At 36.0% G+C, this 24,592-nt stretch carries 30 protein-coding genes; 20 read left to right on the top strand and 10 right to left on the bottom strand.

From position 1 onward, the window contains the following. Window positions 1-69 precede the first annotated feature (69 nt). The 8 genes from M0G43_RS07985 to M0G43_RS07950 all read left to right on the top strand — a co-directional run bounded on the left by M0G43_RS07985 (window position 70) and on the right by M0G43_RS07950 (window position 5,092). Entirely contained in the window at window positions 70-621 is a 552-nt protein-coding gene (locus M0G43_RS07985) for a hypothetical protein (protein ID WP_248024919.1), read from the top strand. Between the two features lie 194 nt (window positions 622-815). Further along, window positions 816-1,376: a DUF6705 family protein gene (locus M0G43_RS07980; RefSeq protein WP_248024918.1), complete on the top strand. Its 561-nt coding sequence runs from the start codon at window positions 816-818 to the stop codon at window positions 1,374-1,376. A gap of 131 nt (window positions 1,377-1,507) precedes the next feature. Continuing rightward, entirely contained in the window at window positions 1,508-2,038 is a 531-nt protein-coding gene (locus tag M0G43_RS07975) for a DUF6705 family protein (RefSeq protein WP_248024917.1), read from the top strand. A 78-nt stretch (window positions 2,039-2,116) separates the two neighbouring features. Continuing rightward, on the top strand, window positions 2,117-2,701 hold the full coding sequence (locus M0G43_RS07970) for a DUF6705 family protein (protein WP_248024916.1): 585 nt from the start codon (window positions 2,117-2,119) through the stop codon (window positions 2,699-2,701). A gap of 44 nt (window positions 2,702-2,745) precedes the next feature. Further along, window positions 2,746-3,306 (top strand): DUF6705 family protein, encoded by a 561-nt coding sequence (locus tag M0G43_RS07965; RefSeq protein ID WP_248024915.1) that lies wholly within the window; start codon window positions 2,746-2,748, stop codon window positions 3,304-3,306. Then, window positions 3,303-3,866, top strand: coding sequence for a hypothetical protein (locus tag M0G43_RS07960; RefSeq protein WP_248024914.1), 564 nt, complete (start codon window positions 3,303-3,305; stop codon window positions 3,864-3,866). Before M0G43_RS07965 ends, M0G43_RS07960 begins: the two co-directional genes overlap by 4 nt. A gap of 29 nt (window positions 3,867-3,895) precedes the next feature. Next, window positions 3,896-4,408 (top strand): hypothetical protein, encoded by a 513-nt coding sequence (locus M0G43_RS07955; RefSeq protein WP_248024913.1) that lies wholly within the window; start codon window positions 3,896-3,898, stop codon window positions 4,406-4,408. A 30-nt stretch (window positions 4,409-4,438) separates the two neighbouring features. After that, window positions 4,439-5,092, top strand: a complete 654-nt coding sequence (locus tag M0G43_RS07950) for a glutaredoxin domain-containing protein (RefSeq protein WP_248024912.1) — start codon at window positions 4,439-4,441, stop codon at window positions 5,090-5,092. 579 nt (window positions 5,093-5,671) lie between these two features. Here M0G43_RS07950 and M0G43_RS07945 read toward each other — a convergent pair. Beyond that, on the bottom strand, window positions 5,672-6,652 hold the full coding sequence (locus M0G43_RS07945) for a GlxA family transcriptional regulator (protein ID WP_248024910.1): 981 nt from the start codon (window positions 6,650-6,652) through the stop codon (window positions 5,672-5,674). 129 nt (window positions 6,653-6,781) lie between these two features. Here M0G43_RS07945 and M0G43_RS07940 point away from each other — a divergent pair, with 129 nt between their 5' ends. The 7 genes from M0G43_RS07940 (at window position 6,782) to M0G43_RS07910 (ending at window position 9,456) form a co-directional block, all read left to right on the top strand. Next, complete coding sequence (locus M0G43_RS07940) at window positions 6,782-7,171, top strand: VOC family protein (protein ID WP_248024909.1); 390 nt, start codon at window positions 6,782-6,784, stop codon at window positions 7,169-7,171. A 74-nt stretch (window positions 7,172-7,245) separates the two neighbouring features. Next, window positions 7,246-7,692, top strand: a complete 447-nt coding sequence (locus M0G43_RS07935) for an SRPBCC domain-containing protein (protein ID WP_248024908.1) — start codon at window positions 7,246-7,248, stop codon at window positions 7,690-7,692. A gap of 11 nt (window positions 7,693-7,703) precedes the next feature. Beyond that, window positions 7,704-8,114: a VOC family protein gene (locus M0G43_RS07930; protein WP_248024907.1), complete on the top strand. Its 411-nt coding sequence runs from the start codon at window positions 7,704-7,706 to the stop codon at window positions 8,112-8,114. 13 nt (window positions 8,115-8,127) lie between these two features. Further along, a complete protein-coding gene (locus M0G43_RS07925) occupies window positions 8,128-8,511 on the top strand; it encodes a DoxX family protein (protein WP_248024905.1) in 384 nt (127 codons plus the stop codon). Between the two features lie 12 nt (window positions 8,512-8,523). Then, complete coding sequence (locus M0G43_RS07920; RefSeq protein WP_248024904.1) at window positions 8,524-8,733, top strand: hypothetical protein; 210 nt, start codon at window positions 8,524-8,526, stop codon at window positions 8,731-8,733. 17 nt (window positions 8,734-8,750) lie between these two features. Beyond that, on the top strand, window positions 8,751-9,167 hold the full coding sequence (locus M0G43_RS07915) for an SRPBCC family protein (protein ID WP_248024903.1): 417 nt from the start codon (window positions 8,751-8,753) through the stop codon (window positions 9,165-9,167). Window positions 9,168-9,273: 106 nt separating this feature from the next. Then, window positions 9,274-9,456: a hypothetical protein gene (locus tag M0G43_RS07910; RefSeq protein ID WP_248024902.1), complete on the top strand. Its 183-nt coding sequence runs from the start codon at window positions 9,274-9,276 to the stop codon at window positions 9,454-9,456. Window positions 9,457-9,554: 98 nt separating this feature from the next. Here the strand turns inward: M0G43_RS07910 and M0G43_RS07905 are convergent, their stop codons facing one another. From M0G43_RS07905 to M0G43_RS07880, 6 genes are all read right to left on the bottom strand, one after another. After that, a complete protein-coding gene (locus M0G43_RS07905) occupies window positions 9,555-12,083 on the bottom strand; it encodes an outer membrane beta-barrel family protein (RefSeq protein ID WP_248024901.1) in 2,529 nt (842 codons plus the stop codon). Between the two features lie 14 nt (window positions 12,084-12,097). Continuing rightward, window positions 12,098-12,520: a hypothetical protein gene (locus M0G43_RS07900; protein WP_248024900.1), complete on the bottom strand. Its 423-nt coding sequence runs from the start codon at window positions 12,518-12,520 to the stop codon at window positions 12,098-12,100. 82 nt (window positions 12,521-12,602) lie between these two features. Beyond that, window positions 12,603-12,944, bottom strand: a complete 342-nt coding sequence (gene arsC, locus M0G43_RS07895; protein WP_248024899.1) for an arsenate reductase (glutaredoxin) — start codon at window positions 12,942-12,944, stop codon at window positions 12,603-12,605. 118 nt (window positions 12,945-13,062) lie between these two features. Further along, window positions 13,063-13,683 (bottom strand): HAD family hydrolase, encoded by a 621-nt coding sequence (locus tag M0G43_RS07890; protein ID WP_248024898.1) that lies wholly within the window; start codon window positions 13,681-13,683, stop codon window positions 13,063-13,065. Then, a protein-coding gene (gene prfB, locus M0G43_RS07885; protein ID WP_248024896.1) for a peptide chain release factor 2 occupies window positions 13,673-14,783 on the bottom strand; the annotation gives its coding sequence in 2 pieces (ribosomal slippage) (window positions 13,673-14,719 and window positions 14,721-14,783; 1,110 coding nt in all). The genes M0G43_RS07890 and prfB overlap by 11 nt, the downstream gene beginning before the upstream one ends. A gap of 57 nt (window positions 14,784-14,840) precedes the next feature. Further along, window positions 14,841-15,431: a hypothetical protein gene (locus tag M0G43_RS07880; RefSeq protein WP_248024895.1), complete on the bottom strand. Its 591-nt coding sequence runs from the start codon at window positions 15,429-15,431 to the stop codon at window positions 14,841-14,843. 324 nt (window positions 15,432-15,755) lie between these two features. Between M0G43_RS07880 and M0G43_RS07875 the strand changes: the two genes are divergently transcribed. Continuing rightward, window positions 15,756-16,775, top strand: a complete 1,020-nt coding sequence (locus M0G43_RS07875; protein ID WP_248024894.1) for a threonine aldolase family protein — start codon at window positions 15,756-15,758, stop codon at window positions 16,773-16,775. An 81-nt stretch (window positions 16,776-16,856) separates the two neighbouring features. Here M0G43_RS07875 and M0G43_RS07870 read toward each other — a convergent pair whose 3' ends face one another. Further along, window positions 16,857-17,180: a YbaB/EbfC family nucleoid-associated protein gene (locus M0G43_RS07870; protein WP_248024893.1), complete on the bottom strand. Its 324-nt coding sequence runs from the start codon at window positions 17,178-17,180 to the stop codon at window positions 16,857-16,859. A gap of 154 nt (window positions 17,181-17,334) precedes the next feature. Here M0G43_RS07870 and M0G43_RS07865 point away from each other — a divergent pair, with 154 nt between their 5' ends. From M0G43_RS07865 to M0G43_RS07855, 3 genes are all read left to right on the top strand, one after another. Then, entirely contained in the window at window positions 17,335-19,395 is a 2,061-nt protein-coding gene (locus M0G43_RS07865) for a S9 family peptidase (protein WP_248024892.1), read from the top strand. 72 nt (window positions 19,396-19,467) lie between these two features. Beyond that, on the top strand, window positions 19,468-20,508 hold the full coding sequence (locus tag M0G43_RS07860) for a PLP-dependent cysteine synthase family protein (RefSeq protein ID WP_248024891.1): 1,041 nt from the start codon (window positions 19,468-19,470) through the stop codon (window positions 20,506-20,508). A 238-nt stretch (window positions 20,509-20,746) separates the two neighbouring features. Then, the gene (locus M0G43_RS07855) at window positions 20,747-22,006 is read left to right on the top strand and encodes an aminotransferase class I/II-fold pyridoxal phosphate-dependent enzyme (protein WP_248024890.1); all 1,260 of its coding nucleotides are present in this window, start codon (window positions 20,747-20,749) and stop codon (window positions 22,004-22,006) included. A 71-nt stretch (window positions 22,007-22,077) separates the two neighbouring features. Here the strand turns inward: M0G43_RS07855 and M0G43_RS07850 are convergent, their stop codons facing one another. Both M0G43_RS07850 and M0G43_RS07845 read right to left on the bottom strand, forming a co-directional pair. Next, complete coding sequence (locus tag M0G43_RS07850; RefSeq protein ID WP_248024889.1) at window positions 22,078-23,199, bottom strand: GNAT family N-acetyltransferase; 1,122 nt, start codon at window positions 23,197-23,199, stop codon at window positions 22,078-22,080. 9 nt (window positions 23,200-23,208) lie between these two features. Further along, on the bottom strand, window positions 23,209-24,195 hold the full coding sequence (locus tag M0G43_RS07845) for a transporter (protein ID WP_248024888.1): 987 nt from the start codon (window positions 24,193-24,195) through the stop codon (window positions 23,209-23,211). Window positions 24,196-24,299: 104 nt separating this feature from the next. Between M0G43_RS07845 and M0G43_RS07840 the strand changes: the two genes are divergently transcribed. Continuing rightward, window positions 24,300-24,581 carry a DUF4834 family protein gene (locus M0G43_RS07840; protein WP_248024886.1) on the top strand — a complete coding sequence of 94 codons (282 nt, stop codon included), beginning with the start codon at window positions 24,300-24,302 and terminating at the stop codon, window positions 24,579-24,581. The last annotated feature ends 11 nt before the right edge of the window (window positions 24,582-24,592 follow it).

Below are 24,592 nucleotides of genomic sequence, written 5' to 3'. Positions count from 1 at the left end.
AAGGTCAGGCTGGAAATAATGGAGGCTATAATGCAATAACAGCAAAAGGTCAAAAAAACTGTAATTAAAATGAAAATCAAGTTTGTTTATATTGTTTTGAGCTTATTAGTTATAAGCAACAGATTGATTGGACAGAATGAAAATCAAAATGTTATGAGTGATGAGGCGTACGAATTGATCAATAACTTATTTGATTCCAAGGATGATGTTGGAATTTACAAACTTACCGACTTCTCAAAAACATGGATGTATTTGATGAGTCCGAACCAATTGGATAATTTGATGGGGCCTCCATGCAATGACGGTAATAAGCTAATAAAATGGTCTGAAATTTTTTCTGATGAAGATTTTAAGTCTATCATCGAAAAAATTATTAATTCAACACCTTTAGAGCTCGACCGAAAGAGGTTGAATGCTCATATTACTTTAGAAGATTCTTTTGAGCCGATAGGTAAATCTTACAAAACCGTTAGTTCTATTTCGCAGCCAATTATCATCAACAATTACGCTATTATTAAAAGAAGTGGATTAAAAGGCGAATCTATAATCGTTGCTAAAAAATTAAATGGCACGTGGAAAGTTGTATGTCATAAAACAGTTTTTGGAATATCGGAGGATTAGAATTTTAATGATTTGGTTCTGTTATGGTGGCAGGGCTTTAAAAACCACAATTCTTAAATGGGTTGTGGTTTTTTTATTGAAAAATTTTACCAAATTGAGGATTTCCGTAAGGATGTCCTGAATATTAGTTTTTTATTGTAGTTTGAATTTTGTTAATGTTTTTTTCGTAAAAAACACCAACAATACCGGAAATCATGAAATATATATATACCACATTTTTATTCTTAATGCTCTGCTTAAGGGTGTCAGCCCAAACTACCATTGATATGGCCGGAACATCTGTGCTAAACGAGACAAAGAACGGTCAATACTACACAAAGGATATCAACAATTATATGCAGCCATATGTTGGCACCTGGAGATACATAGATAGTGACAATGAATTTAGGATATCATTGGCTAAAATTACGATGGACCATGTGGTTTTTCCTGGAGCAAACATAGATTATTATACAGATGATCTAACCATTCAATACCAAAAATATGAGAATGGTGTATTGATTTTTAATTCTAGTGTCAAGAAAGGAGCTTCCGTAATAAAGGAATTCGGCAAGCTGCAGATATCATTTACTGATTACCAGCGTAACGATTCGTCGTTTAGTTTGGATCTCAAGTTGGTGTCTACTGGTGTAAATGAGCACAATAAACTGAAATTTGAATTGAGTAAGTTTGAGACCAAAAACACTTATCACGACCAGCACCCCAACGAGCCTTATTTTAGTGTCCCTAACAATATCGAGATGACTAAAATGTAAAACAGAGAAAAACCCTATGGGAAATACCCCATGATTAAGCAATGATTATTCAAACTTTGAAGCCAATATTTCTAATAACACTTTTAGCTTTCTGTTTATACAACTGTAGGGCACAAACTCCAATCATACATATGGACAGTTTGGGAATGCATAAAACTCCCAATGCATATTACAAAGATATCAATAATGATCTGAACGGATTTGAAGGCACTTGGCTATATACCAGTGGCAATACTTCCTTAAAAATTGTCCTGGTAAAAAGCGTTATGTTCTATAATGGTGACTACTACGAAGATTTAATGGTAGGTGGTTACCAATACGTAGAGAATGGCGTTGAGAAAATAAACACCCTTTCGGATGCAAATAATCTGAACATTGGATATAGTGGCTCTATCTGGGGAAATAGCATACACAATAATTGTTTTTATATACCTGTTGACGACTGTGTCCTTGGAGAGAAAAGATTGATATTGGCAATCTTCGACCCAGTGACAAATAATCACAGTGGTAATATAATTTTGCACAAAAGAACGGTCAGTGGGCAACAGGCCCTAAAAGCAATGATTGACATTGGTTATATTGGGGAAAACTATGAGGGTGTCCCAACGCCTCTACCAACAATGCCTAGCCAAATGCACAATATTTTATTTATTAAGCAATAATATCGAGATGACTAAAATGTAAAACAGAGAAAAACCCTATGGGGAATATCTTATGATTAAGCAATGAGTATTCAAAATTTGAAACCAATATTTCTAATAGCATTTTTTTGCATATTATCATGTAAATCGCAAAGCCCAATAGTGGGTTTAGACGCAAGAATGTATAATACTCCAGATGGTGCTTATTATAAAGATTTAAACAACGAGCTGGATAAATTTGTGGGCACTTGGAAGTTTACTGGAAATAATTCTGAATTCAACATGGTTTTGGGAAAAATTGAACAGATGGAGATAATGAATGACTATAGGGATTATTTAAAGGGAGAATACTCTTATATTGAAAATGGTTCAGAGTTGGTTAATACATTGCCTTTAAATCTTTCATCAAATGACAATAATGTAGGTGGTTCTTATATTATTGATGATAATAATTTCTTATCCTGTGATGATTGTAGCCCCAATGAGAGAAGAATTAAATTATTTTTTAAGGATCCTGAAAGAGACTATCTAAACCTGAATATGGTGATACGATATATGGTAGGAAGTAGCCCAGAACAGATACAAGTTATTATTTACTCAAGACATGGTGGGATAGTGCCATCGGAAAATTCACCAACAACGCCCAGGGTACCATTGGGTAGTTACTTAATGACGAAACAATAATTATTCAAACTTTGAAGCCAATATTTCTAATAGCATTTTTTACCGTGTTGTCATGCAAATCGCAAAGCCCAGTAGTAGGTTTAGATGCTTACAGGCATAATACTGTAGATGGAGCATATTTTAAAGACCTTAATAATGAACTCAATAAATTTGAAGGAACTTGGGTTTGCAATATTTCAGGTATGACTTTTACAATTAAAATATTGAAGAAAACTATGGTATTCAATGGAAAGGACTATGAAGACATTTTAATCGGAGAGTATAAGTATGTGGAAAATGGTAATGAAGTAATAAATACATTAGCAAATATAAACAACTCAAATTCTGCCAAACACAATATATATGGAAGGCGAATAATCGCAAATGATATGTATGTTAAGTGCGATGACTGTTTACCAAGTGAGAGAAGAGTCAAACTGTTCATTACAGATTCAGAAAGAAAATATCTTTCTGTTTCATTAGTGTTAAGATATCTCACGGATGAAGCAAATCCTGAAAAAATGACTGCAACTATTAAATCTAATGGAGGTGTCATCATACCGGACGACAACTCTCCAACTAGTTTAAGAGTACCCTATGGGGAATACCTTATGATTAAACAATGATTATTCAAACTTTGAAACCAATATTTCTAATAGCATTTTTATGCGTATTATCATGTAACGCGCAAAACTTTAAGATTCAAGAAATAGACTTAAGTGAAACAACATTACACAACGGCATAGAGGAGTTTATACAAAAAACTAAAGTTGAGAATGAGAAATTTTCAAGGTATGGGTATGTCGAAATTCGATTACTTTCATTTGATAGTTCCAATCCTGACACAAAATCAAAATACAGGATAAAAGAGCAATTTGTTGGCTTAAAGTCGTCCCATACATTCCCCTCATTATATGCTTATGTATCTAATAAATTGGTTTTAATCTACTCTGATGTTATAAATGTGAATCATCAAATTTCAGAAAAGGATAAAAAAATGCTTATAAAGAAAATAGAGCAATTTTTAAGTCCGAAAGAGCATGTTGTTGCAAAAGACGCTAACGGAAAAGTGGTTATTGATGACAGTAATTTTAGAGATGAGGTTTATAACATTCATGGCGGCATGATATTGGAGGTTCTATCGGATGGTGGCTATCGACTTTCAGCAGCGGCAGAAGGGAAATGATTTTGAAGGACTAAATAATTTATGCTTTAATGAACAAGATTATACTGAAAATGCACAAGAAGATGATTGCTAGAATGACCATCATAGCTATGATAATGATATTGAGCTGTAAGGCACAGAATATTTCTTATCAACAGGATGAGACTCTTTTAATTTACTTTGAAAAAGATGGCATTAATCAAATAAGGTTGCCGATTAAAGATACTTTAAATTATTCGATTGCCATTTATCAGTATTTACTTCATGATTCAAATAAATACCCGCAATTGAACGAATCGATTTCCTTTTCGTATCGTAATTACAGGGATTTTGATGATATGAATTCGGATAATCCAATTCCATCCTTTAGAGTGAATGAAAAGTTTCTTAAAAATAATGCAGGAATTATTATTGATTTGAATGATATGCAGGATTTAGGTTTTGAAAAAACAATGAGTATATTCAAAAAGGCGAAGCATATATTTATGATAGACAAAGATGATTCCAAAGATGGGTTAATTATTATTAAGGAAGTTTTTTTGTCGTATGCAGGCAAAGAATAAAGTCTAAACTATAAAATTGAATCATACTTTATGAAAAATAAAATCTTATTTCTATTTGCGCTACTTTCCATTTACATAGGTCAAGCTCAACAAAAAGATGTGAAAATCGCTACCGTGAAAACTGACAGCGACATTGCGTTTAATGCCATAAACCATAGCGATGTGGACCAAGAAGTGACCTTGACGCTTAAGGTTCTAAACTTAAGAGGCTATACACGACCCGTAACCAAAACGGTGCCTGCCAATGACACGCTGGAAATGGTGAAAGTTTTGATAGTGAAGAACAAGAAGTACTCTTATACATCCAACTATACGTATAAACCTGTTTCTGTCGATGATTCGAAACCTAATGGCATTGTTATTACGGATATGAATATGCTAAAGCGGTTGATGATAGAAAAAACCACTAGGGATGTAGGTGACTATAATGAAGGCTTGGTAGTGTTTATTAAAGACGGTTGTCCTAGGAGTCAATTGACCGCAAAGCACTTGATTGAGAATGGTGTAGATTTTAGAATTGTGAACATTAGTAGGGATGCCAAACATGACCAACTGTTATGGGAAATCTTAAGAAAGGACACTCCTATGCTTCAGAGTTTTGCTTTTCCAGTGGTTATCAATAACGGTGAAGTCGCTTATAACATGCAGGACTTGCAGGGGTATCTTGATGAGTTGACGAAGTAGATGAGTCTATATATTTAGAACTTAAAATATTCTACCTCGATAGCACGGATTTATAATCCGTGCTCTTTTTTAATAGCAGTATCTCCAATCCCAAATAAAGTTTTCTATAGCCTAACAATTGTAAAGTCATGACAAACAGTTGTAAAATGTCATCTAGCAATGGTTTTCTTCTGCCAATCAATGGTTTTTTCCTGCCAAATAAGTGTAAACTGTCACCTAACACTAGTAAACTGTCACCTAACAGTAGTGAACTGTAGTCTAACAGTAGTAAACTGTAGTCTAACAGTAGTAAACTGTAGTCTAACAGTAGTAAACTGTAGTCTAACAGTAGTAAACTGTAGTCTAACAGTAGTAAACTGTAGTCTAACAATAGTAAACTATAGTCTAACAGTAGTAAACTGTGGCCTAACAGTAGTAAACTGTAGTCTAGGAAAACACTCTGAAACCCCAGTAAAACCTCAAAAACACTCCAAAAAAGGCATCAAAAACACACTCTCAAAAGTCAATCATTTGTAGTATGTAATTCTTCATCAATAATCATTAATCACTAATCGTTCATCATTAATTATTCATTATTAATTATGACGCTAATTCCACCGTATATCGATTCCTATAATCAATAGGCGTCATATCAGTAATCTTTTTAAACACATCCCTAAACGCCTTGGTATCGCTATAGCCCACTTCGTACATAATCTCGTTCACCGTCTTGCGGCCTTTCTCCAGTTCTTTTTTGGCGGCCTCAATCTTCACACGTTGTATGTACTCAAGCACCGTGTTTGAGGTGGCTTTTTTAAAGCGGCGTTCAAAGGTGCGGCGCGCCACTTTGCTATGGTCGCACAGCTCATCAACGGTTATTTTTTCGGCAAAATTGTCTTCTATATATTGCTGTGCTTCGAGTATTTCAATATCCTCATGTGCTTTTTGCCCCGTAAAGATGATAAAAGGCGACTGGCTACTCTTATCGATATCAATCATAAAGCCTTTGCCCGCCATAATAGCCACCTCGCGGCCCGCAAACTTTTCTACCAGATAGAGGAGCAGTTGCGTAAAGGAGTAGGCACCGCCACTGGTATAGATGCCGTTGCTCTCGGTCATGATTTTATTGTCCATCAAAATCGCCTTGGGGAACATCGCCCTAAACTCATTGGCATAGCCCCAGTGCGTGCTGCACGGTTTGCCATCCAGAAGGCCCGCAGCGCCCAGATGAAAGGCACCGATACACAAACTCACGAGTTCGGCACCATTCTTATAGTGTTTTACCAGCCAAGGCAGTAGCGCTTCGTTATTCTTAAGGTTTTGATGCACATCGCCATGCACCGCTGGCACCACAATAAGGTCGGTGTCATGGACATCATCGATATGTTTTTGCGGTGTAATGCTAAACAGGCCATTGGTTTGTGTCGCCACGTTTTCAATACCCACCAGCGTGATATCAAATAAGGGTTCTTTGCCCATCTGTTGGTAATACCCGTTCACCCAACTAAACATATGGTGCGTCCCTTCAATATTCACCATACTATAATGTCCTTTTGGGACGTAAATCGCTACTTTTTTCATGATATATCTTTTGATGTAAATGTACGCCATTATAATGTCGCAATCAACCCTTTACTATGACGTATTTGCACATCTATCAAACGAAAAACGTTGAGTATCTTTGGAATAAACAATTAAACATTAAAAATCATGGATAAAAGAAATGCAGTAGGTTGGTTCGAAATTTATGTACAAGACATAAACCGAGCTCAACAATTTTACGAAACCGTTTTACAGATAAAGATGGAACCATTACCAACGCCCGACAATATGGAAGGGGGTTTAAAGATGGTGATGTTCCCAGGACATCCAGATAAACCAGGTGCTGGCGGAAGTCTAGTATATATGCAAGGTTTTGAAGCAGGAATGAGCAGCACTATTATATATTTTAGTAGTGAGGATTGCGCCAATGAAGAAAGCAGAATAGAAAAGGCCGGCGGAAAAATTTTCAAGTCGAAATTCCCAATTGGTGACTACGGATTTATTGTTCTTGCTTATGACACAGAAGGAACGATGTTTGGAGTCCATTCGATGAAGTAAAAACAAGAAACTTTCACTACTTTTAAAGAACAAATCGCCTAAAGAATAACTCTTAAGGCATAAAGCTTACAATAATGAAAACACTAAAATTCACACAGAAAATAAACGCACCAAAAGAACGTGTTTGGGATGTTTTATGGGGAGATGAAAGCTACAAAGCTTGGACAAAGCCCTTCAGCCCAGATTCTAACGTAAAAACCGATTGGCAGGAGGGAAGTTCCGTTTGGTTTACCGATGGCACAGATTGTGGCATGTACGGCAAGATTGCCAAAAACAAACCGAATGAGCAAATGACGTTTAAACACATGGGAATGCTCAAAGACGGCAAGGAACTTCCGATAGATGACAAAACAGAATCCTGGAGTGGTTCTATTGAAGATTACCAATTGAAAGAGCAAAACGGCGTTACTGAAGTACATGTGTCATTAGACAGTACTGATGAGCACAAAGAGTATTTTGATAAAACCTTCCCGAAAGCTTTAGGCATTGTCAAAGAGCTATCGGAAAAGAATAACATTTAACAGCAAACACAATGGTGAAGCAAATATTTGTAAATCTTCCTGTAGAAGATTTAAAGAAATCTATGGACTTTTTTAAAAGTCTTGGTTTTACGTTCAATGAGCAATTTACGGATGAAAAGGCAGCTTGTCTGGAGATAGGCGACAACATTTTTGCAATGTTGCTCACAAAACCGATGTTTCAAGGGTTTACAAAAAAACCAGTAGCCGATGCTAAAAAATCTACCGAAGTATTATTGGCTTTAGAAGTAGAATCTATTGAAAAAGTGAATTCTATTGTCAAAAAAGCGGTGGAGGCAGGTGGCAACACCTACATGGAACCACAAGATCACGGCTGGATGTATCAGCATGGTTTTGAAGATTTAGACGGTCACCAATGGGAAGTCTTCTTCAGCGATATTAGTAAATTTCAGCAACAATCATAAACGAACAGTCACTATGAAATCACACAAAATCATTTATTGGATTGCCACAGGCCTTATCTTTTTATTTGAAGGTGTTATGCCAGCCTTGACGTCTCAAAGTGAAATGGCGAAAGAAGGCATCAGGCATTTAGGGTACCCGGATTATTTTGGAACCGCCTTGGCAGTGTTTAAGGTATTAGGCGCCTTACTGCTTATCATTCCGCAAGTACCAAAACGATTAAAAGAGTGGGCCTACGCAGGATTTACTTTTGATTTCTTGTTTGCGTTTATCAGCATTTGGGCAGTAGATGGTTTGAGCGGTATGACGTTTTTTCCATTGATAGTCTTGGCAGTTTTGATGATTTCATACGTATATTATCATAAGCTTCAAGCTCATAAAACGCAAGTAAGCTCATAGAATCTCGCTGTTATGATTGAAGTTTTCAAGACCAATATCACAGAAGAAAGCACTGCCAAAGGTTTGTTGCAGCAACTGATGCAGCATTTACCGGAATCAATCATTAACTTTGATTTAGAAGACTGCGATAACATTTTGCGAATTGAAAACTGCAAGGTTGAAAGTCATAAAGTCGTTCAACTGGTCACACAACACGGATTTTATTGCGAAGTATTAGAATAACAACACATATAAATAAAATGGAAACAACAAAAGTAACTGTAGAAACAACTGTAAACGCCGAGCCACAAAAAGCTTGGGATTATTATACACAGCCAGAACACATCACCCAATGGAATTTTGCCAGTGATGATTGGTGCTGCCCTAAAGCAGAAAACGATGTGCGTGTAGGCGGAAAGATGAAATCGAGGATGGAAGCCAAAGATGGCAGTATGGGTTTTGATTTTGAAGCTACCTATGATAAGGTCGAAAATCAAAAAGCATTAGTCTACACAATGCCAGATGGAAGACAGGTAAGAACAGATTTTAAAGAAGAAAAAGGTAAAACAACGATTACAACCGTGTTTGATGCTGAAAATCAAAATCCTGTAGAGATGCAAAAAGGAGGGTGGCAGGCGATACTAGACAATTACAAGAAGCATGTTGAGGAGAATTAGGAGTTTTTAATTCTTGAAAACCCTGTTAATAAATGTGAATATTGGTATTGTGTAACAAAAACGATTCTATTATCTTTGCCATAATTAAGAACAAAGCACATACAATATGTTTGAATTTGACCAATATTTAGGATTTTTAGCGTTTTTAACCATTTTGACCATTGGTTTCTGGTTGATGATATTTTTAATCACATTCGTAATCCCTTATTGGATTTTCGGTTCTTCAATGGAGCGTCTCAAAGAAATAAGAGAAGAGCGCAAGGCAAAAAGACAAGCAAGTGCTCACTAATAGTAGCATTTAAGTTATATATAAAAAAAGCTGTTTCAAATGAAACAGCTTTTTTATTTCTATTCTTCAAGCTTTAAACTTGCCACTTCAAGCTTAATTTATCCTTCAAATTCCATTTCATCACCATTACCTTGACCATTTTGATTACGGTCGCGTTGCTGTTTCTTTTGCTGATTAAAACGGAACATTAAAGAAAGTGTGATTTGTCTTTGTCTCCATTGATTTTCGCTGTATCGACTAAAAAACTCTGTAGTAGTAAGAGATTGCCTTTTTCTTGAATTGAAGACATCTCTGACATTTAAAGAAACCGTTGCTTTGTCTTTGAAAATTTCTTTACTAAATGCCAAATCCATAGAGAAGATGCCATCGGTTTTAGTCTGGGCATCTTCACGAGCACCATTATAGTTCGCGTTTGTTTGCCAATCAATTTTACCAGGAAGTGTTACTTTAGAGCTAAAACGCGCAAAATAGCTTGTGTTTTTTGCACCATAATCTACACCATTGAAATCTCCTTCTGTTTTAAACTGAAAGAAGTTGAAGCTTGAGTTCAAACGAAGCCATTTTGCAGGATTATACAAAAGACCTAGTTCGGCACCAGTTCTTTTATTGGTAGATAAGTTTACAGGTATTGTTCTGATGATGTCAATTCCATCAGATGTTTGTTGACCTGTATTTTCTTCTACACGCTCAAATGAATCCGTTTCGTGTTGATAGTATACTGAAGTTGTCAAGGTAAGATCATCCCAACGTTTGAGGTACCCGATATCAAATGCACTTGAAAACGCAGGTTGCAAATTAGGATTCCCCTGAAAAACATTTGTACGACTAGAACGTGAAGGAAATGGATTGATAAACCATCCTCTAGGTCTGTTGATTCTTCTATTATAACCAAAGGTTACACTTTCTTCTTTGTCGTCTTCACCAGCAAGATTGTAGATTAAATTCACTGTTGGAAACAGACCTAAATAATTATTATCAAAATCTGTTTGGATGGGAAAACCAAAGGCATCATTTAATTCTTCCTCTGTCAATCTAGAATCGATATCACCTTTCAATCGGGTATTTTCAAGTCTTAAACCAAGCAAGAAAGAGAATTTACCCCATTTTGTTCCGTATTGAGAATAGATGGCAGTTACGTGCTCGGTGTAATCAAATAAGTTTGAGATGGTATCATTCAAGAAAAGACTACCTGTAGCGATTTCCTCTTGAAAAAGGTCATAATCTGTTTTTTGTCTTTCGTAATTATCACGATATCCAGCTTCAAAGCGACTGTCTTCACCTATTGGAAGAACATAATCTGCTTGAAAAAGATATTCGTTTTGTTTTTCGGTGGTATACACTTCTTCTCTTTGGAAAGGGTCAGGGTTTGATTGCTGGGTTAACAAATAATCCTCTGAAATACCGGTTTCTTGAATCTCCTTATCCTTACCATATTGAAAGTCAACCTTAAGTTCTTGTCCAGCATCATCAAACTTATTAATGTAGTTCAATGAAAACTGATAGCTGTTATCCTTTTCAGTTTGTTTTTCACGTCTGAAGGTTTGTTCAACTAAAGAACCACTATTGAATCGGTCGCTATTATTAAAAGACAAATCAGCATCCTCACCGTATCTATAAAAAAGGCTACCAGTAATGGAGGATTTATCGTTGATGAAATATTCCAATCCAATGTTTCCATTGTAATTTCTGTTTAGTCTTTCTACATATTGATCTTCCCGAATTCTTTCAAATTCTGGAGTAACCAATTCACCATCGTCGTTGATGCGATCAAAGTAATTGGCATCACTGAAACTTGTACGAGGTGCATCAAAATACCTCCATCCTAAATTAGTGAAGAGATTATACTTTTCTTTGCGTAAATTTAAATTTGCAGAAACCCCATAATTGTCAGGGTCACCGATATTTATATTCAAAGAGCCATTAAAACCAAGAGTTTCTTTCTGTCTTAAAATGATATTCAAAATACCAGCTGTTCCTTCAGCATCATATCTGGCAGAAGGTGAGGTGATGACTTCGACGCGCTCAATAGCCTCGGCAGGTAATTGGCTCAATATGTTAGTATCTCCAAAACCAGCCATTGCAGAAGGTTTTCCGTTGATAAGAATCCTTACATTTTCATTACCTCTTAAACTTATGGCTCCTTCAATATCGACAGATACCGATGGAACGTTGTTCAAAGCATCGCTGACAGTTCCTCCAGAAGTTGTAAGGTCTTGACCAATATTGTAAACTTTTTTGTCGAGTTTTATTTCAACTGTGGTACGTTCAGCCACAACTGTAACTTCATTTAAGGATTGTGCATCAATTACAATTCCTAAAGTGCCGAGGTTTGTATCTTTATCTAGATTGCGGTCAGTAAGCGTTAGTTTCTTATAGGAAATGTATTCTACAGTTATATCGTAAGTTCCTACTGGGACTGCAATGGAAAAATTCCCTTCTAGATCGGTAATGCCTCCGGTCACAATTTTATTCTCTGTTTTACTGAAAAATGCGACGGTAGCATATTCTAATGGCTGATTGACATCTTTGTCGATTACTTTCCCGGTTATGGTAACCTCTTTTTGCGAAAAGGCGGTTGAAAATGTAAATAGTATTAAGGCCGTTGTTAACGTTAAAAAGTGCTTCATTGGTAATTAATAGTTTAGTTTTTTTTCTTTTTCTTTTTTTCTTTCTTCTTCTGTTTTGCTAACGTGGTACCGGCATCTTTTATGAACGTGTTTATTTGCTCCATTGTTTCTTCAGAGACCATTTGCTTTAAATCTGTAAAATGGGAATTGTTAAGGACTAGGAGTTGTTCGTCTCGCTCAAAATATTTTAAATCCTGATTGAGGTAAAGTTCTTTTTTTTTCTCAAAATAGGAGTAGAGCTTTTGTTTGATAATTTCTTTTTGAAAATCATCTGCTTTTAGATCGAAAACAAAAGTTTGAACTCTTTTTTCCAATTCTTCAAGTGCTTTTTTTTCATATTCAGCCCTTTGTTTTTCAACATCATCCTGTGTTTGGGATAAAACAGGCGTCGAAAATATCAAAAAGAGTAGAGCAATTTTACAGATTCTAAAAAACATAGTTAGTGCTTTACGGTTTTAAGACTACAAAAGTAAGTCTAGGTTTAAGCACTAATGGTTAAAGTTCTGTTAAAGGTAAATACTACAAAATGTCAAGAATTTTTGTAGGAGGTCTACCTATTACAGCTTTGTCACCGTTGATGACAATTGGTCTTTCAATGAGCTGTGGATAGTTTGTCATCACTTCAATTAACTCTTCATCAGAGAATTCAAGATGTTGAAAATTTTCTTTCCAGAGCGTTTCATCTTGGCGAACAAGCTCAATGGGTTTTATATTGAGTAATTTGACAATTTTTCTCAATTTCTCAACTTTAAGGGTCTCGTCGAGATATTTGATGATTTGGATGTCTTCTTTGCTTGTTTCGAGAATTTCTAGTGATTCGCGAGATTTACTACAATTAGGGTTATGGTAAATAACGATCATTTACTTGCTATTAATTTATTGGGATGCCCAAATCTACTATTTTTTATGACAAGTACAACAATTTAATCGATTACATGTCAACCATAGTAAGTAAAGTTGATTAATAGAAAATAAAGGCTTAACAAATATGCAATGAAATCAATGAGTTTTTGAGTTTTTCGGAAGACGTGAAGTGAATGGTTTGAATTCCCAATTTCTTCGCGGCATCAATATTTCTCAAATTGTCGTCTATGAAAAGTGAGTTTTCAGCTTTCATGTCGAAACGATTCAATGTGAGTTCATAAATCTCTTTGAATGGCTTTCTCGTTTTTTCTTCGCCTGAAACAATAATTCCTTCAAACCAATGGAGAAATTCAAAACGTTGTAACGCGATTGGAAAGGTTTCGTGACTCCAGTTGGTCAATGCAACAATTCTGTATTTTTTGGAATCAATCAAATGTTTCAATATTTTCACGGTACCATCGATTGCCTCTCCAAGCATTTCCTCCCAGCGTCCGTAATACATACGAATCAATTTTTCGTGTTCCGGAAACATTTCAATGCGTTCTTCGGTGGCTTTTGCAATGGGGTAGCCTGCATCTTGGTTTTCATTCCAATCATTCGTGCAGATCTCATCAAAAAACCATTTCATTTTTTGACGGTCTCCGTCAAAAACATCAAGAAATACGTATTCTGGGTTCCAATCAATCAAAACACCTCCAAGGTCGAAGATGATGTTTTCAATATTGTTAGAGTTCATTGTTGTTTTCTTCTTTTTGTCCCATCATCATTAAATATGATTTCAGGAACTCATCAATATTACCATCCATTACAGCATCCACATTACCAGTTTCGTGTCCAGTGCGAACATCTTTCACCAATTTATAAGGATGCATCACATAATTGCGAATCTGGCTTCCCCATTCAATTTTCATCTTGCTTGCTTCAATATCTTCGCGTTGCGCCAATTGTTTCTGAAGTTCAATTTCATACAATTGAGATTTCAACATTTGCAAAGCCCTTGCTCTGTTGTCATGCTGCGAACGAGTTTCTGAACAGGAAATTTGAATACCTGTTGGCTTATGGTATAATTGCACTTTTGTTTCAACTTTATTGACATTCTGCCCTCCAGCACCACTTGAACGCGCTGTTGTGATTTCAATATCGGCAGGATTGACTTCAATTTCGATTGTGTCATCTACCAGAGGATATACGTAGACAGACACGAAACTTGTATGACGTTTTGCATTACTGTCAAATGGAGAAATACGCACCAAGCGATGCACACCATTTTCTCCTTTGAGCCAACCAAAAGCAAAATCACCTTCAATTTCAAAAGTCACTGTTTTGATACCAGCGACATCACCTTCCTGATAGTTCAATTCCTTGACCTTGAAGCCGCTTTTTTCTGCATACATTAGATACATACGCATCAGCATACTTGCCCAATCGCAAGATTCTGTTCCACCGGCACCAGCGGTAATCTGCAAAACCGCACTTAAGTTGTCACCTTCATCAGAAAGCATGTTTTTAAACTCAAGATTTTCCAGTTGTTCTTCAGCTTTATCATATTGAGTGTCCAATTCTTCCGCAGAAACATCACCAGCTTTATAAAATTCTTGAAAAACTTCCAGTTCTTCAACAAGTGTCTTGGCAGTATTGTAGCCTTCAATCCAACTTTTTTTCTCCCTTAAGGATTTCATGGTGGCTTCGGCCGATTTGGGATCATTCCAGAAATTTGGGTCGAAGGTTTTTTCTTCCTCGTTTCTTATTTCAATAGTTTTGGCATCAACGTCAAAGATACCTCCTCAACGCTCCAAGGCGTTCTACTAGATCCTTGATTTGATCAGATGTAGTCATAATAGTAGTTAATTTTGATGCGAAAATACTACTTTTAATTATTAGCTAAAACTATTTTTACAGATAAAACACACCTTCAGAATCAACTGCTATAGATGAAATATGTTTTTTTGTTTTTTGCTCATATTCCGTCTTAAAGATTTCGTTCAACGGTTCAAAAATGATAGTCCTCTTGAAGAATCTCCATTTTTCATGTCTAATTATAAACGGTGAAAATCCGGCTTGTCTGAATCCTTTTAATGAGGGAACATTGGATATTTTAACGAAGGCCATGACCTTGTTTATACCATTGAAATGTTCTTGTTTCGATATTTTATCAATAACATATGGCATAATTTTTTGTCCTCTAAACTTGGGATTTGTGAAAACACCTTCAATAAGTGCTTCATCTTCCTTAAGTAACGGAAATAAATCACCGAAATAATTCTGTATTTGTTCATTTTGTTCTGATTTCATAAACCAGGTTCTAAAACAAGGAATATTATCTACAGTGACGCCAGTGTAACAATGAGGTATATTTTGTTTTATAAATCCAATATGCCTAAATTTTTCATTCATCTCATTCAAATCGGCATCTTCGAACAATCTAATTTCTAATTCAATCCTAGCTTTTAAAGGAGAAAATTCCTTATTAAGATTTCTAATCACACCCAATGAGGTTTTGTCGGAATAGAAACGAGTATTTAAGGCAATGAAGATTGTCTTAATGTATCCAGTTTTTATAAGCAGTGCTATAACACTCAATTTCTCTAGGAAACGAGTGATGGGAGATTTTATATTCACTATTAAATTCTAGGGTTATTTAACAATATGGACGCAAAAAATGTAAAAAGGTCACATTGAATTATGCTAGTGCTGACTAGCAGGTATTCTTGAAGCTTATCATGAGGAATAATAATTAGAAGTCGTCAACGCTCAAATGTATCAATTTTTTTGCAAATTTGATTAGTTTTAGAGCCTAAATATAATTGAATGATAATAGATTTAAGAAGCGATACGGTTACAAAGCCCACAAAACCAATGTTGGAGGCAATGATGTCTGCTGAAGTAGGTGATGATGTTTTTAGTGAAGACCCAACGGTAAATTTATTGCAAGAGCGGTTGGCAAACATGTTCGGAAAGCCGAAAGCGTTGTTTTTTCCATCTGGAAGCATGGCAAATCAGACGGCTATCAAACTTCATACGCAACCAGGTGAGCAGGTAATTTGCGATAAATACGCCCATATATATAATTATGAAGCTGGAGGTGCATCATTCAACAGTGGTGTTTCGTGCAAATTGATTGATGGACAAAGAGGTATGTTTAAAGCGGAACAGGTGCTGGAAGCCATCAATCCTAGTGATTTTTATTACAGTAAATCAAGGCTTGTAGAAATTGAAAACACTACCAATAAGGGTGGAGGTGCCTGCTGGGACTTCGATGAAATCAAGAAAATTAGGAACATCTGTGATGAGCATGAACTGGGTTTTCACCTTGATGGTGCCAGACTTTGGAATGCTTTAGTTGCAAAGAACGAATCGACAGAACAATATAGTATTTTTGATACCATTTCCGTGTGTTTGAGCAAAGGTCTGGGTTGTCCTGTTGGTTCAGTGCTGATTGGTGATGAGGAGATTATGAAGAATGCTGTGCGCTACCGCAAGGTTTTCGGAGGCAATATGCGTCAAGTGGGTTATTTGGCGGCAGCGGGTTTGTATGCTTTGGATAATAATATCTTGAGATTAAAACAAGATCATCAAAAGGCAAAAGAAATAGGTGAAGTTCTTGAAAAACAATCATTTATTAAAAAAGTGGAACCAATCGAGACGAATATCATCATTTTTGAATTGAACAAAGATGTTGATGAAAAAGTATTTTTGACCAGTTTAAACGAAAAGCATATCCACATCATCAGTATGGGTGGCGGAAAGCTCCGAATGGTCACACACTTGGATTATTCAGATGCGATGCATGAGTTTTTATTGAAAGAATTGAAAAAAAGGACATTTTAGCCCAGTCGATTCGAGCGTAGTTGAGAAATTCTTATAAAAAAAGTTTTCTACTGCGCTCGAATCGACAGGGATTATAAATCCTTATTTAAACATATCCAATCCAGGAATGTTGGGCATACCATCTTTAGCAACTGCGGCAAGTTCGGTTTCATTGACGTTTGTGGCTTTCGCAATCGCTTTGTTTAAGGTCAATATCAGATAATCTTCAAGCATTTCTTTATCATTCATTAATTCATCATCAATGGCAATCGATTTGATGGTTCTATTAGCTGTTAACGTCACTTGAAGCTTTCCATCACTGCTTTTTTCATCAACCAAAACGTGATTCAGACGCTCTTTTGTTTCTTCAACTTTCTTTTGGGTTTCCTTTAGCTTGTTCATCATACCCATCATATCTCCAAACATAGTTCTTGTTTTTTCTAATTACAATACAATATTAATAAAGTTCAAGGAATTAATTTTGGCGCTTTTAAAAATTCTTTATTCTTGATTCTAAAAGCGAAGCGTTCTCATATCTAAATAAACCTTAATTTTGCAATCCGTTTAAAATAACGATTCCATGGCAAAAGAAATTCAACTTCCAAAAGCTAATAAAGTCCCTGTTGAGCTTAAATCTCATGATGATATAAGGATTGATGACTATTTCTGGTTAAACAACCGAAAAGACAAAGAAGTCATTAATTATCTAAAATCAGAAAACAGATATTATGATAAAATGACATCGAAATACAAGGCTTTTGAAAATTCTCTTTTTGAAGAAATGAAAGCTAGAATCAAGGAAGATGATCAATCTGTTCCTTATAAATATAACGGTTATTGGTACATCGTAAAGTATGAAACCGCCAAGGATTATCCTATTTATGTGAGAAAAAAGGATAGCTTGAACAATCCAGAAGAGTTGCTTTTTGATTGCAACCGAATGGCGGAAGGTCATGACTATTTCAAATTGGTCGGTTTAAGCGTGAGTCCAGATAATACAATGATAGCCTTCGGTGTAGATACTGTGGGAAGGCGAAATTATCAATTGCAGGTTAAGAATTTAATCACAGGAGAAATTTTGACAGATGTCATAAAGAATACAACGGGTTCTTCAACATGGGCCAATGATAATAAAACGCTATTTTACACAAAAAAGGATTTAAAAACCCTGCGTTCAGACAAAATCTACAAGCATAAACTTGGGGCTAGTAATAAAAGCGACAAGGTGGTTTTTCATGAAAAGGATGACACGTTTGGTGTGGCCATTTATAAATCAAAATCCCAAAAGTACTTGATTATTGCCTGCTACAGCACGCTTACCAATGAATATCATATCCTAGATGCTAATACTCCTGACCAATCTTTTAATGTGTTTCAAGAGCGTATAAGAGGCTTGGAATATAGTATTTCTCATTTTGAAAACCATTTTTATATCGTTACCAATTTAGACGGAGCATCCAATTTCAAATTAATGAAAACTCCAGAAAGTCAAACAAAAGTTGATAATTGGGTGGAGGTCCTTCCTCACAGAGAAGATGTTTTATTGGAGGATATTGACATTTTTAAAGATTTTTTGGTGATTAGTGAGCGAAACAATGGTTTAAATCTCATTCGAATCAAACGATGGGATGGAAGGGATGATTATTATTTGCCATTCGATAACGAAACGTACACAGCTTACACAAGTACTAATGTGGAATTCGATACTGAAATTCTTCGTTATGGTTATAATTCCATGACCACACCTGCTTCTACCATAGATTTTAATATGGTGACTAAAGAAAAAACAGTTTTAAAGGAACAGGAAGTTTTGGGTGGAAATTTTGATAAGGATAATTATGAGTCCGAGCGTGTCTGGGCAACAGCTTCTGATGGTACTAAAATACCAATGTCTATGGTTTACAAAAAAGGCATCAGAAAAAATGGTGAAAATCCATTGCTGCTCTATGCTTATGGCTCTTACGGACATACCATTGACCCATATTTTTCAAGTATTCGATTGAGTCTATTGGATAGAGGTTTTATTTATGTTATTGCCCATGTTAGAGGCGGCGAGTATTTGGGCAGGAAATGGTATGAAGATGGAAAACTTCTTAAAAAGAAAAATACGTTTACCGATTTTATTGAATGTGCAAAATTCTTGATCGAACAAAAGTACACATCTGCCCAACATTTATATGCCCTTGGAGGAAGCGCAGGTGGACTATTGGTTGGAGCTATTATCAATGAAGCACCTCAACTGTTTAACGGTGTCATCGCGGCGGTGCCTTTTGTTGATGTTGTGACCACCATGTTGGACGATACCATTCCATTGACCACAGGAGAATACGACGAATGGGGAAATCCGAATGACAAGACATATTATGAGTATATGAAGTCGTATTCACCTTATGACAATGTAAAAAAACAGGATTACCCACATATTTTGGTAACGACCGGTCTTCATGATTCTCAAGTACAATATTGGGAACCTGCAAAATGGGTGGCAAAACTACGTGATTACAAAACTGATTCTAATAAGTTGTTACTAAAAACCAATATGAAAGCTGGTCATGGCGGCGCTTCAGGACGTTTTGAAGCATTGCGCGAAGATGCTGAAGAATATGCGTTTTTACTAGACTTGGAGAATATTTCTGTCTAATTCAAAAATTTCTTGTATTTTTGCGAGGTTTTAGGTTACATTTTTTTAAATTGGAACTGATAAATAGCATTTATGAAAGAAAACATTCAGGTATTTGATAATGTTTTGCAGCTTATTGGCAAAACCCCTCTTATCAAATTAAACAAAATGACCTCTGGTTTCGATGGTGAATTTTACGCAAAAGTGGAAGGTTTCAATCCAGGTCATTCTTCAAAAGATAGAATTGCGTTACACATTATCGAAGAGGCCGAGAGGCAAGGAATTCTAAAATCAGGTGATACTATTATTGAGACCACTTCAGGCAATACAGGGTTTAGTATCGCTATGGTTAGTATAATCAAAGGTTATGAGTGTATTTTGGCTGTGAGTTCAAAATCTTCTGCCGATAAGATAGATATGCTAAAATCGATGGGAGCAAAGGTATACGTTTGCCCTGCCCATGTGAGTGCGGATGATCCTAGGTCTTACTATCAAGTTGCCAAACGATTGCACGAGGAAATAAAAGGTTCTATTTACATCAATCAATATTTTAACCAATTGAATATTGATGCACATTACAACACTACTGGCCCAGAAATCTGGACTCAAACTGATGGCAAAATCACACATCTAATCGCTTGTAGTGGAACAGGTGGTACCATTTCTGGTACTGCGAAGTTTTTAAAGGAACAAAACCCTGATATAAAGGTTATTGGTGTAGATGCTTATGGTTCTGTGTTGAAGAAGTTTCATGAAACCAAAGAATTTGATGAAAAGGAAATTTATCCTTACAGAATTGAAGGTCTGGGTAAAAACTTAATCCCTACAGCTACAGATTTCGATCTTATTGATAAATTCATCAAAGTTACAGATGAAGATAGTGCACACACCGCAAGAGAGATCTCTCGTTCAGAAGGTCTTTTTGTAGGTTATACAAGTGGTGCTGCCATGCAAGCTGTGAAACAGTTGAATGAAGAAGGGGAGTTTAAAATTACGGATAGAGTTGTGGTTATCTTCCCAGATCATGGTTCAAGATATATGAGTAAAATCTACAGCGACAAGTGGATGGAAGAGCAAGGATTTCTTGACAGTAAAAGCACGGCAAAGATCGAGACCATAGAGTATATAAAGTAAATAAAATTAAAAATACTAGTCCTATTGTGTCTTTTTGATGATACAATAGGACTTTTTTGTGGGCTAAAATGTTATAAACATTGGTTTATAATTAAATTATGCTATCAACGGATAATTAATTAATTTTGCCCCAACTAATAAGACTAATTCAAGTTAAATGCCCTACTGCAAAGACCGTCGGAATGATGAAGAGGATGCTGTAGTGACATGCGACCGCCTAAAATTTTAAATGTAACGCATGAAGGATTTATTCGATAAGATTTACAAAGACAAAGGGCCACTTGGTAAATGGGCTTCACAAGCCGAAGGCTATTTTGTGTTCCCTAAATTGGAAGGACAGATTTCCAACCGAATGAAATTTAGGGGTAAGGATGTTATCACCTGGAGTATTAATGATTATTTAGGGTTGGCTAATCACCCTGAAATCCGCAAGACGGATGCACAAGCTGGAATCGATTATGGTTCTGCCTACCCAATGGGAGCCCGTATGATGTCTGGCCATACAGATTTGCATGAAACACTACAAAAAGAATTGGCCGAATTTGTACAAAAGGAAGCAGCTTACTTATTGAATTTTGGTTATCAAGGTATGGTTTCAACAATCGATGCTTTGGTGGCTAAAGATGATATCATCGTATATGATGTCGATGCACATGCTTGTATTATCGATGGTGTGCGTCTTCATATGGGAAAACGTTTCACCTACAAGCATAATGATATCGACAGTCTTGAGAAAAATTTGGAAAGAGCTGCAAAAATGGCAGAACAAACAGGTGGAGGAATTCTTGTGATTTCAGAAGGTGTATTCGGAATGCGTGGCGAACAAGGAAAGCTTAAAGAAATAGTTGAATTGAAGAAAAAGTTTAATTTCCGTTTCTTGGTGGATGATGCTCATGGTTTCGGTACACTTGGTAAAACTGGTGCTGGAGCAGGTGAAGAGCAAGGTGTTCAGGATGGAATTGACGTATATTTTGCAACCTTTGCTAAATCATTGGCAAGTACAGGTGCATTCATCGCAGCAGACCAAGAAATCATTGACTATTTAAAATACAATCTACGTTCCCAAATGTTTGCAAAATCATTGCAAATGCAATTGGTGGTAGGTGCTCGTAAGCGTTTAGAGATGCTTAAAACAATGCCGGAATTGAAAGAAAAGCTTTGGGAAAACACCAATGCCCTTCAATCTGGATTAAAAGAGAGAGGATTTGATATTGGAACTACACAAAGTTGTGTTACACCTGTGTATTTGAAAGGAAGTATCCCTGAAGCAATGGCTTTAGTGAAAGATTTACGTGAAAATTACGGGATATTCTGCTCAATTGTAGTGTATCCAGTCATTCCTAAAGGATTGATTTTGTTGCGTTTGATTCCTACAGCAACACATACCATGGAAGATGTCAACGAAACACTGGATGCTTTCGATGCCATTAGAACACGTTTGGAAAACGGAACTTACAAGCGTCTTTCTGCAGCAGTAGCAGCAGCTATGGGACAATAGTAAAAAGTTCAAGTTATTAAAAATCCCAAATTCCAAGATTCAATTGGAGTTTGGGATTTTTTATTTTATAGCTATTCGATGTTTTTCCTTACCGTTTTTCTTCGTTTGAAAACTTCTGGTTTAAAATGTTTCCAAATTTGATGAATCGCGACATTGTCTTCAAGCTCTGGAGTTCTAATACAGTTTTGAATTCCTTTTTTGTTGAAAACATCATAATATTCATTGAAAATCATTGCAGTAACCCCTTTATTTTGATATTCTGGATGTATTCCAATAAGATAAAAAACAACATCTTTACTATGCTTTTTGGCGTGCAATATATGTCTGAAACCAAAAGGAAACAATTTACCACCTGTTTTCTGTAATGCTCTAGAGAATGATGGCATCACAATAGCAAATGCAATTAGCTTATCATCTGCATCCACAACAAACTTTATGTACTCTGGATTCACGAATGGAATAAACTTTTTCTTGAAATATTCCTTTTGGATATCTGTAATCGCCACAAATGACGACAAAGATGAATAGGATTCATTGAACAAATCAAACATTTTATCTGCATAAGGCATCACTTCTGAAGCTTTTTTAAAACCCAAAGATTTCAATCCATAACGTTTTTTAATCAGCTCATTTGCCTTTAAGAAAAAATCCGGCTCCACATTAGAGAATGGAAATCGACTTTCGGAGTATAGTTTTTCATCTTTATAACCCAATTCTGCAAAATGTTCGACATAATAAGGATAGTTATACCAAGTAATCATATTGCCCAAATATTCAAAACCTTCGGTCATAACACCTACTTTATCTAGATTTGAAAATCCAACTGGACCTTCAACATAATCGAGATTATTCGCTTTGCCTATTTCGTGAACTTTATCAAGCAGTGCTTTTGTCACGTCGATATCATCAATGACATCAAACCATCCGAAGCGCATCTTTTTCTGTTTTTGATTATTGACCTCGAGCCAATTAATGATTGCAGCCACGCGACCTACGACTTCTGTGTTTTTATATGCCAGGAAAAATCTGGCTTCTGCATCGTTGAAAATTGGGTTTTTCTTTTTATTGAAAGTCTCCAGTTCTTGCGAAATGATAGGAGGCACCCAGTAATTGGAATCTTTATAAAGGTTAAACGGAAACTTCACGAACGTTTTGAGTTCGCTTTTCGTAACAGCTTCTTTTATTGTAATCATAAAGTGTGTTTAGTTGGAACCATCATCATTGCCATCATCAAAATTGACGTCTTTCTTGCTTTTGCTGGCACGTTCCTTACGTTTGCCTTCTTCTTTTGCAGAAGTACCATCATCTTCAATAATAGTATCCTCGTGAAAATCGAAACGATAAGAAGCGCCTATTCCAAAGTTGAATACCGAAGGAGTATCCTTGGTATTAAACGTCAAAGCTGCATCCAATTGAAAATCATCGCCAAACAAATAAGCACCTCCAAAACGGATAAGGTTATCAGCATAAAAATCACTCTGTATGCCTTGTGTTTCTGCAAACAATGACCATTTTGGGTCAAATGAATGTGTCAATGTCAAAATGTACTGGAAGTCCGAATAATCAGTACCAATGCGGTCTTTAATCAGATTGATGACAAAAACCCATCCACCAGAGAAATTATTTTGTGAAATCACTGCGATTTTTGGACTGAATCCTTCAATTCCTGGTCCTGTATAAGGATTGTTTTTGATATCAAAATTAGCACCAGCATAAATAGCGACTGCAGGAATCAAATATTTCCATTTGAAAGAATGGTTAGCTTTCCAACTGTAAAGATTCGGTTTATCATCTTCAGCATTTTTATAAGGATCATAGATCAAATACTTTGCTCCAACAGTCAGATTTCTAAAGTTAGCACGTTTGTCTTCAATAGGAATGGCAGAACGGTTATCTGTGATTTTATCATTTTGATATGAACCAATGACACTAATCTCCAATGGTTCAAAAAGCAATCCGTAACGAGCGGCAAAATCAACACCAAACCCGTTGACTTCATATTTTAAAGGTGTGTGTTCTTGTTTGATATAGTTGGGACCAACCTCCAATTGTATGACGTTAGGTCCCACTGCAAAAGCACTTTGTGATTGGCCAGGACGATTGCTATTGATTACGTCTGTATATTGGCCAAATGCTGTAAATGAAAGCATAAAAATAAGGCAGGGCAAATAGATTTTCATCTTCTTCATAAGTGGTGAATTAAGCATCAAATATAGAGATTTTATATTTTTTTTAAGTATTAATAACTGTTTTTAAGCTGTGAGAATTGTATTTTTGGAAAAATTATTTTTAAATGTTACAAACGGCATCATTTCAAGGGTTTTTAAGAACCATATTGATCATTTTATTGGTTTATTATGGTGTTAAAATATTGATGCGACTATTGGCTCCTTATCTGGTTCAGTATATGTCAAAGAAAATGCAGGAACGTTTTGGCGGACAATACCAACAGCCTCAAAGGCCTGGTCGAAATCAGCCTGAAGTGGGTGAAACAGTCATCGACAAAATGCCGAAACAACAAAAATCTTCTGATAAAACCGTAGGCGAATACATCGATTACGAAGAAATTGATTAATTTTCCAAATC

Source organism: Subsaxibacter sp. CAU 1640 (assembly GCF_023156585.1).
In the GTDB taxonomy this organism is placed as follows: Bacteria; Bacteroidota; Bacteroidia; order Flavobacteriales; family Flavobacteriaceae; genus JBPOFM01.
Note: the sequence above shows the minus strand (reverse complement) of the source record. Positions and strands in the feature narration are given on the sequence as shown.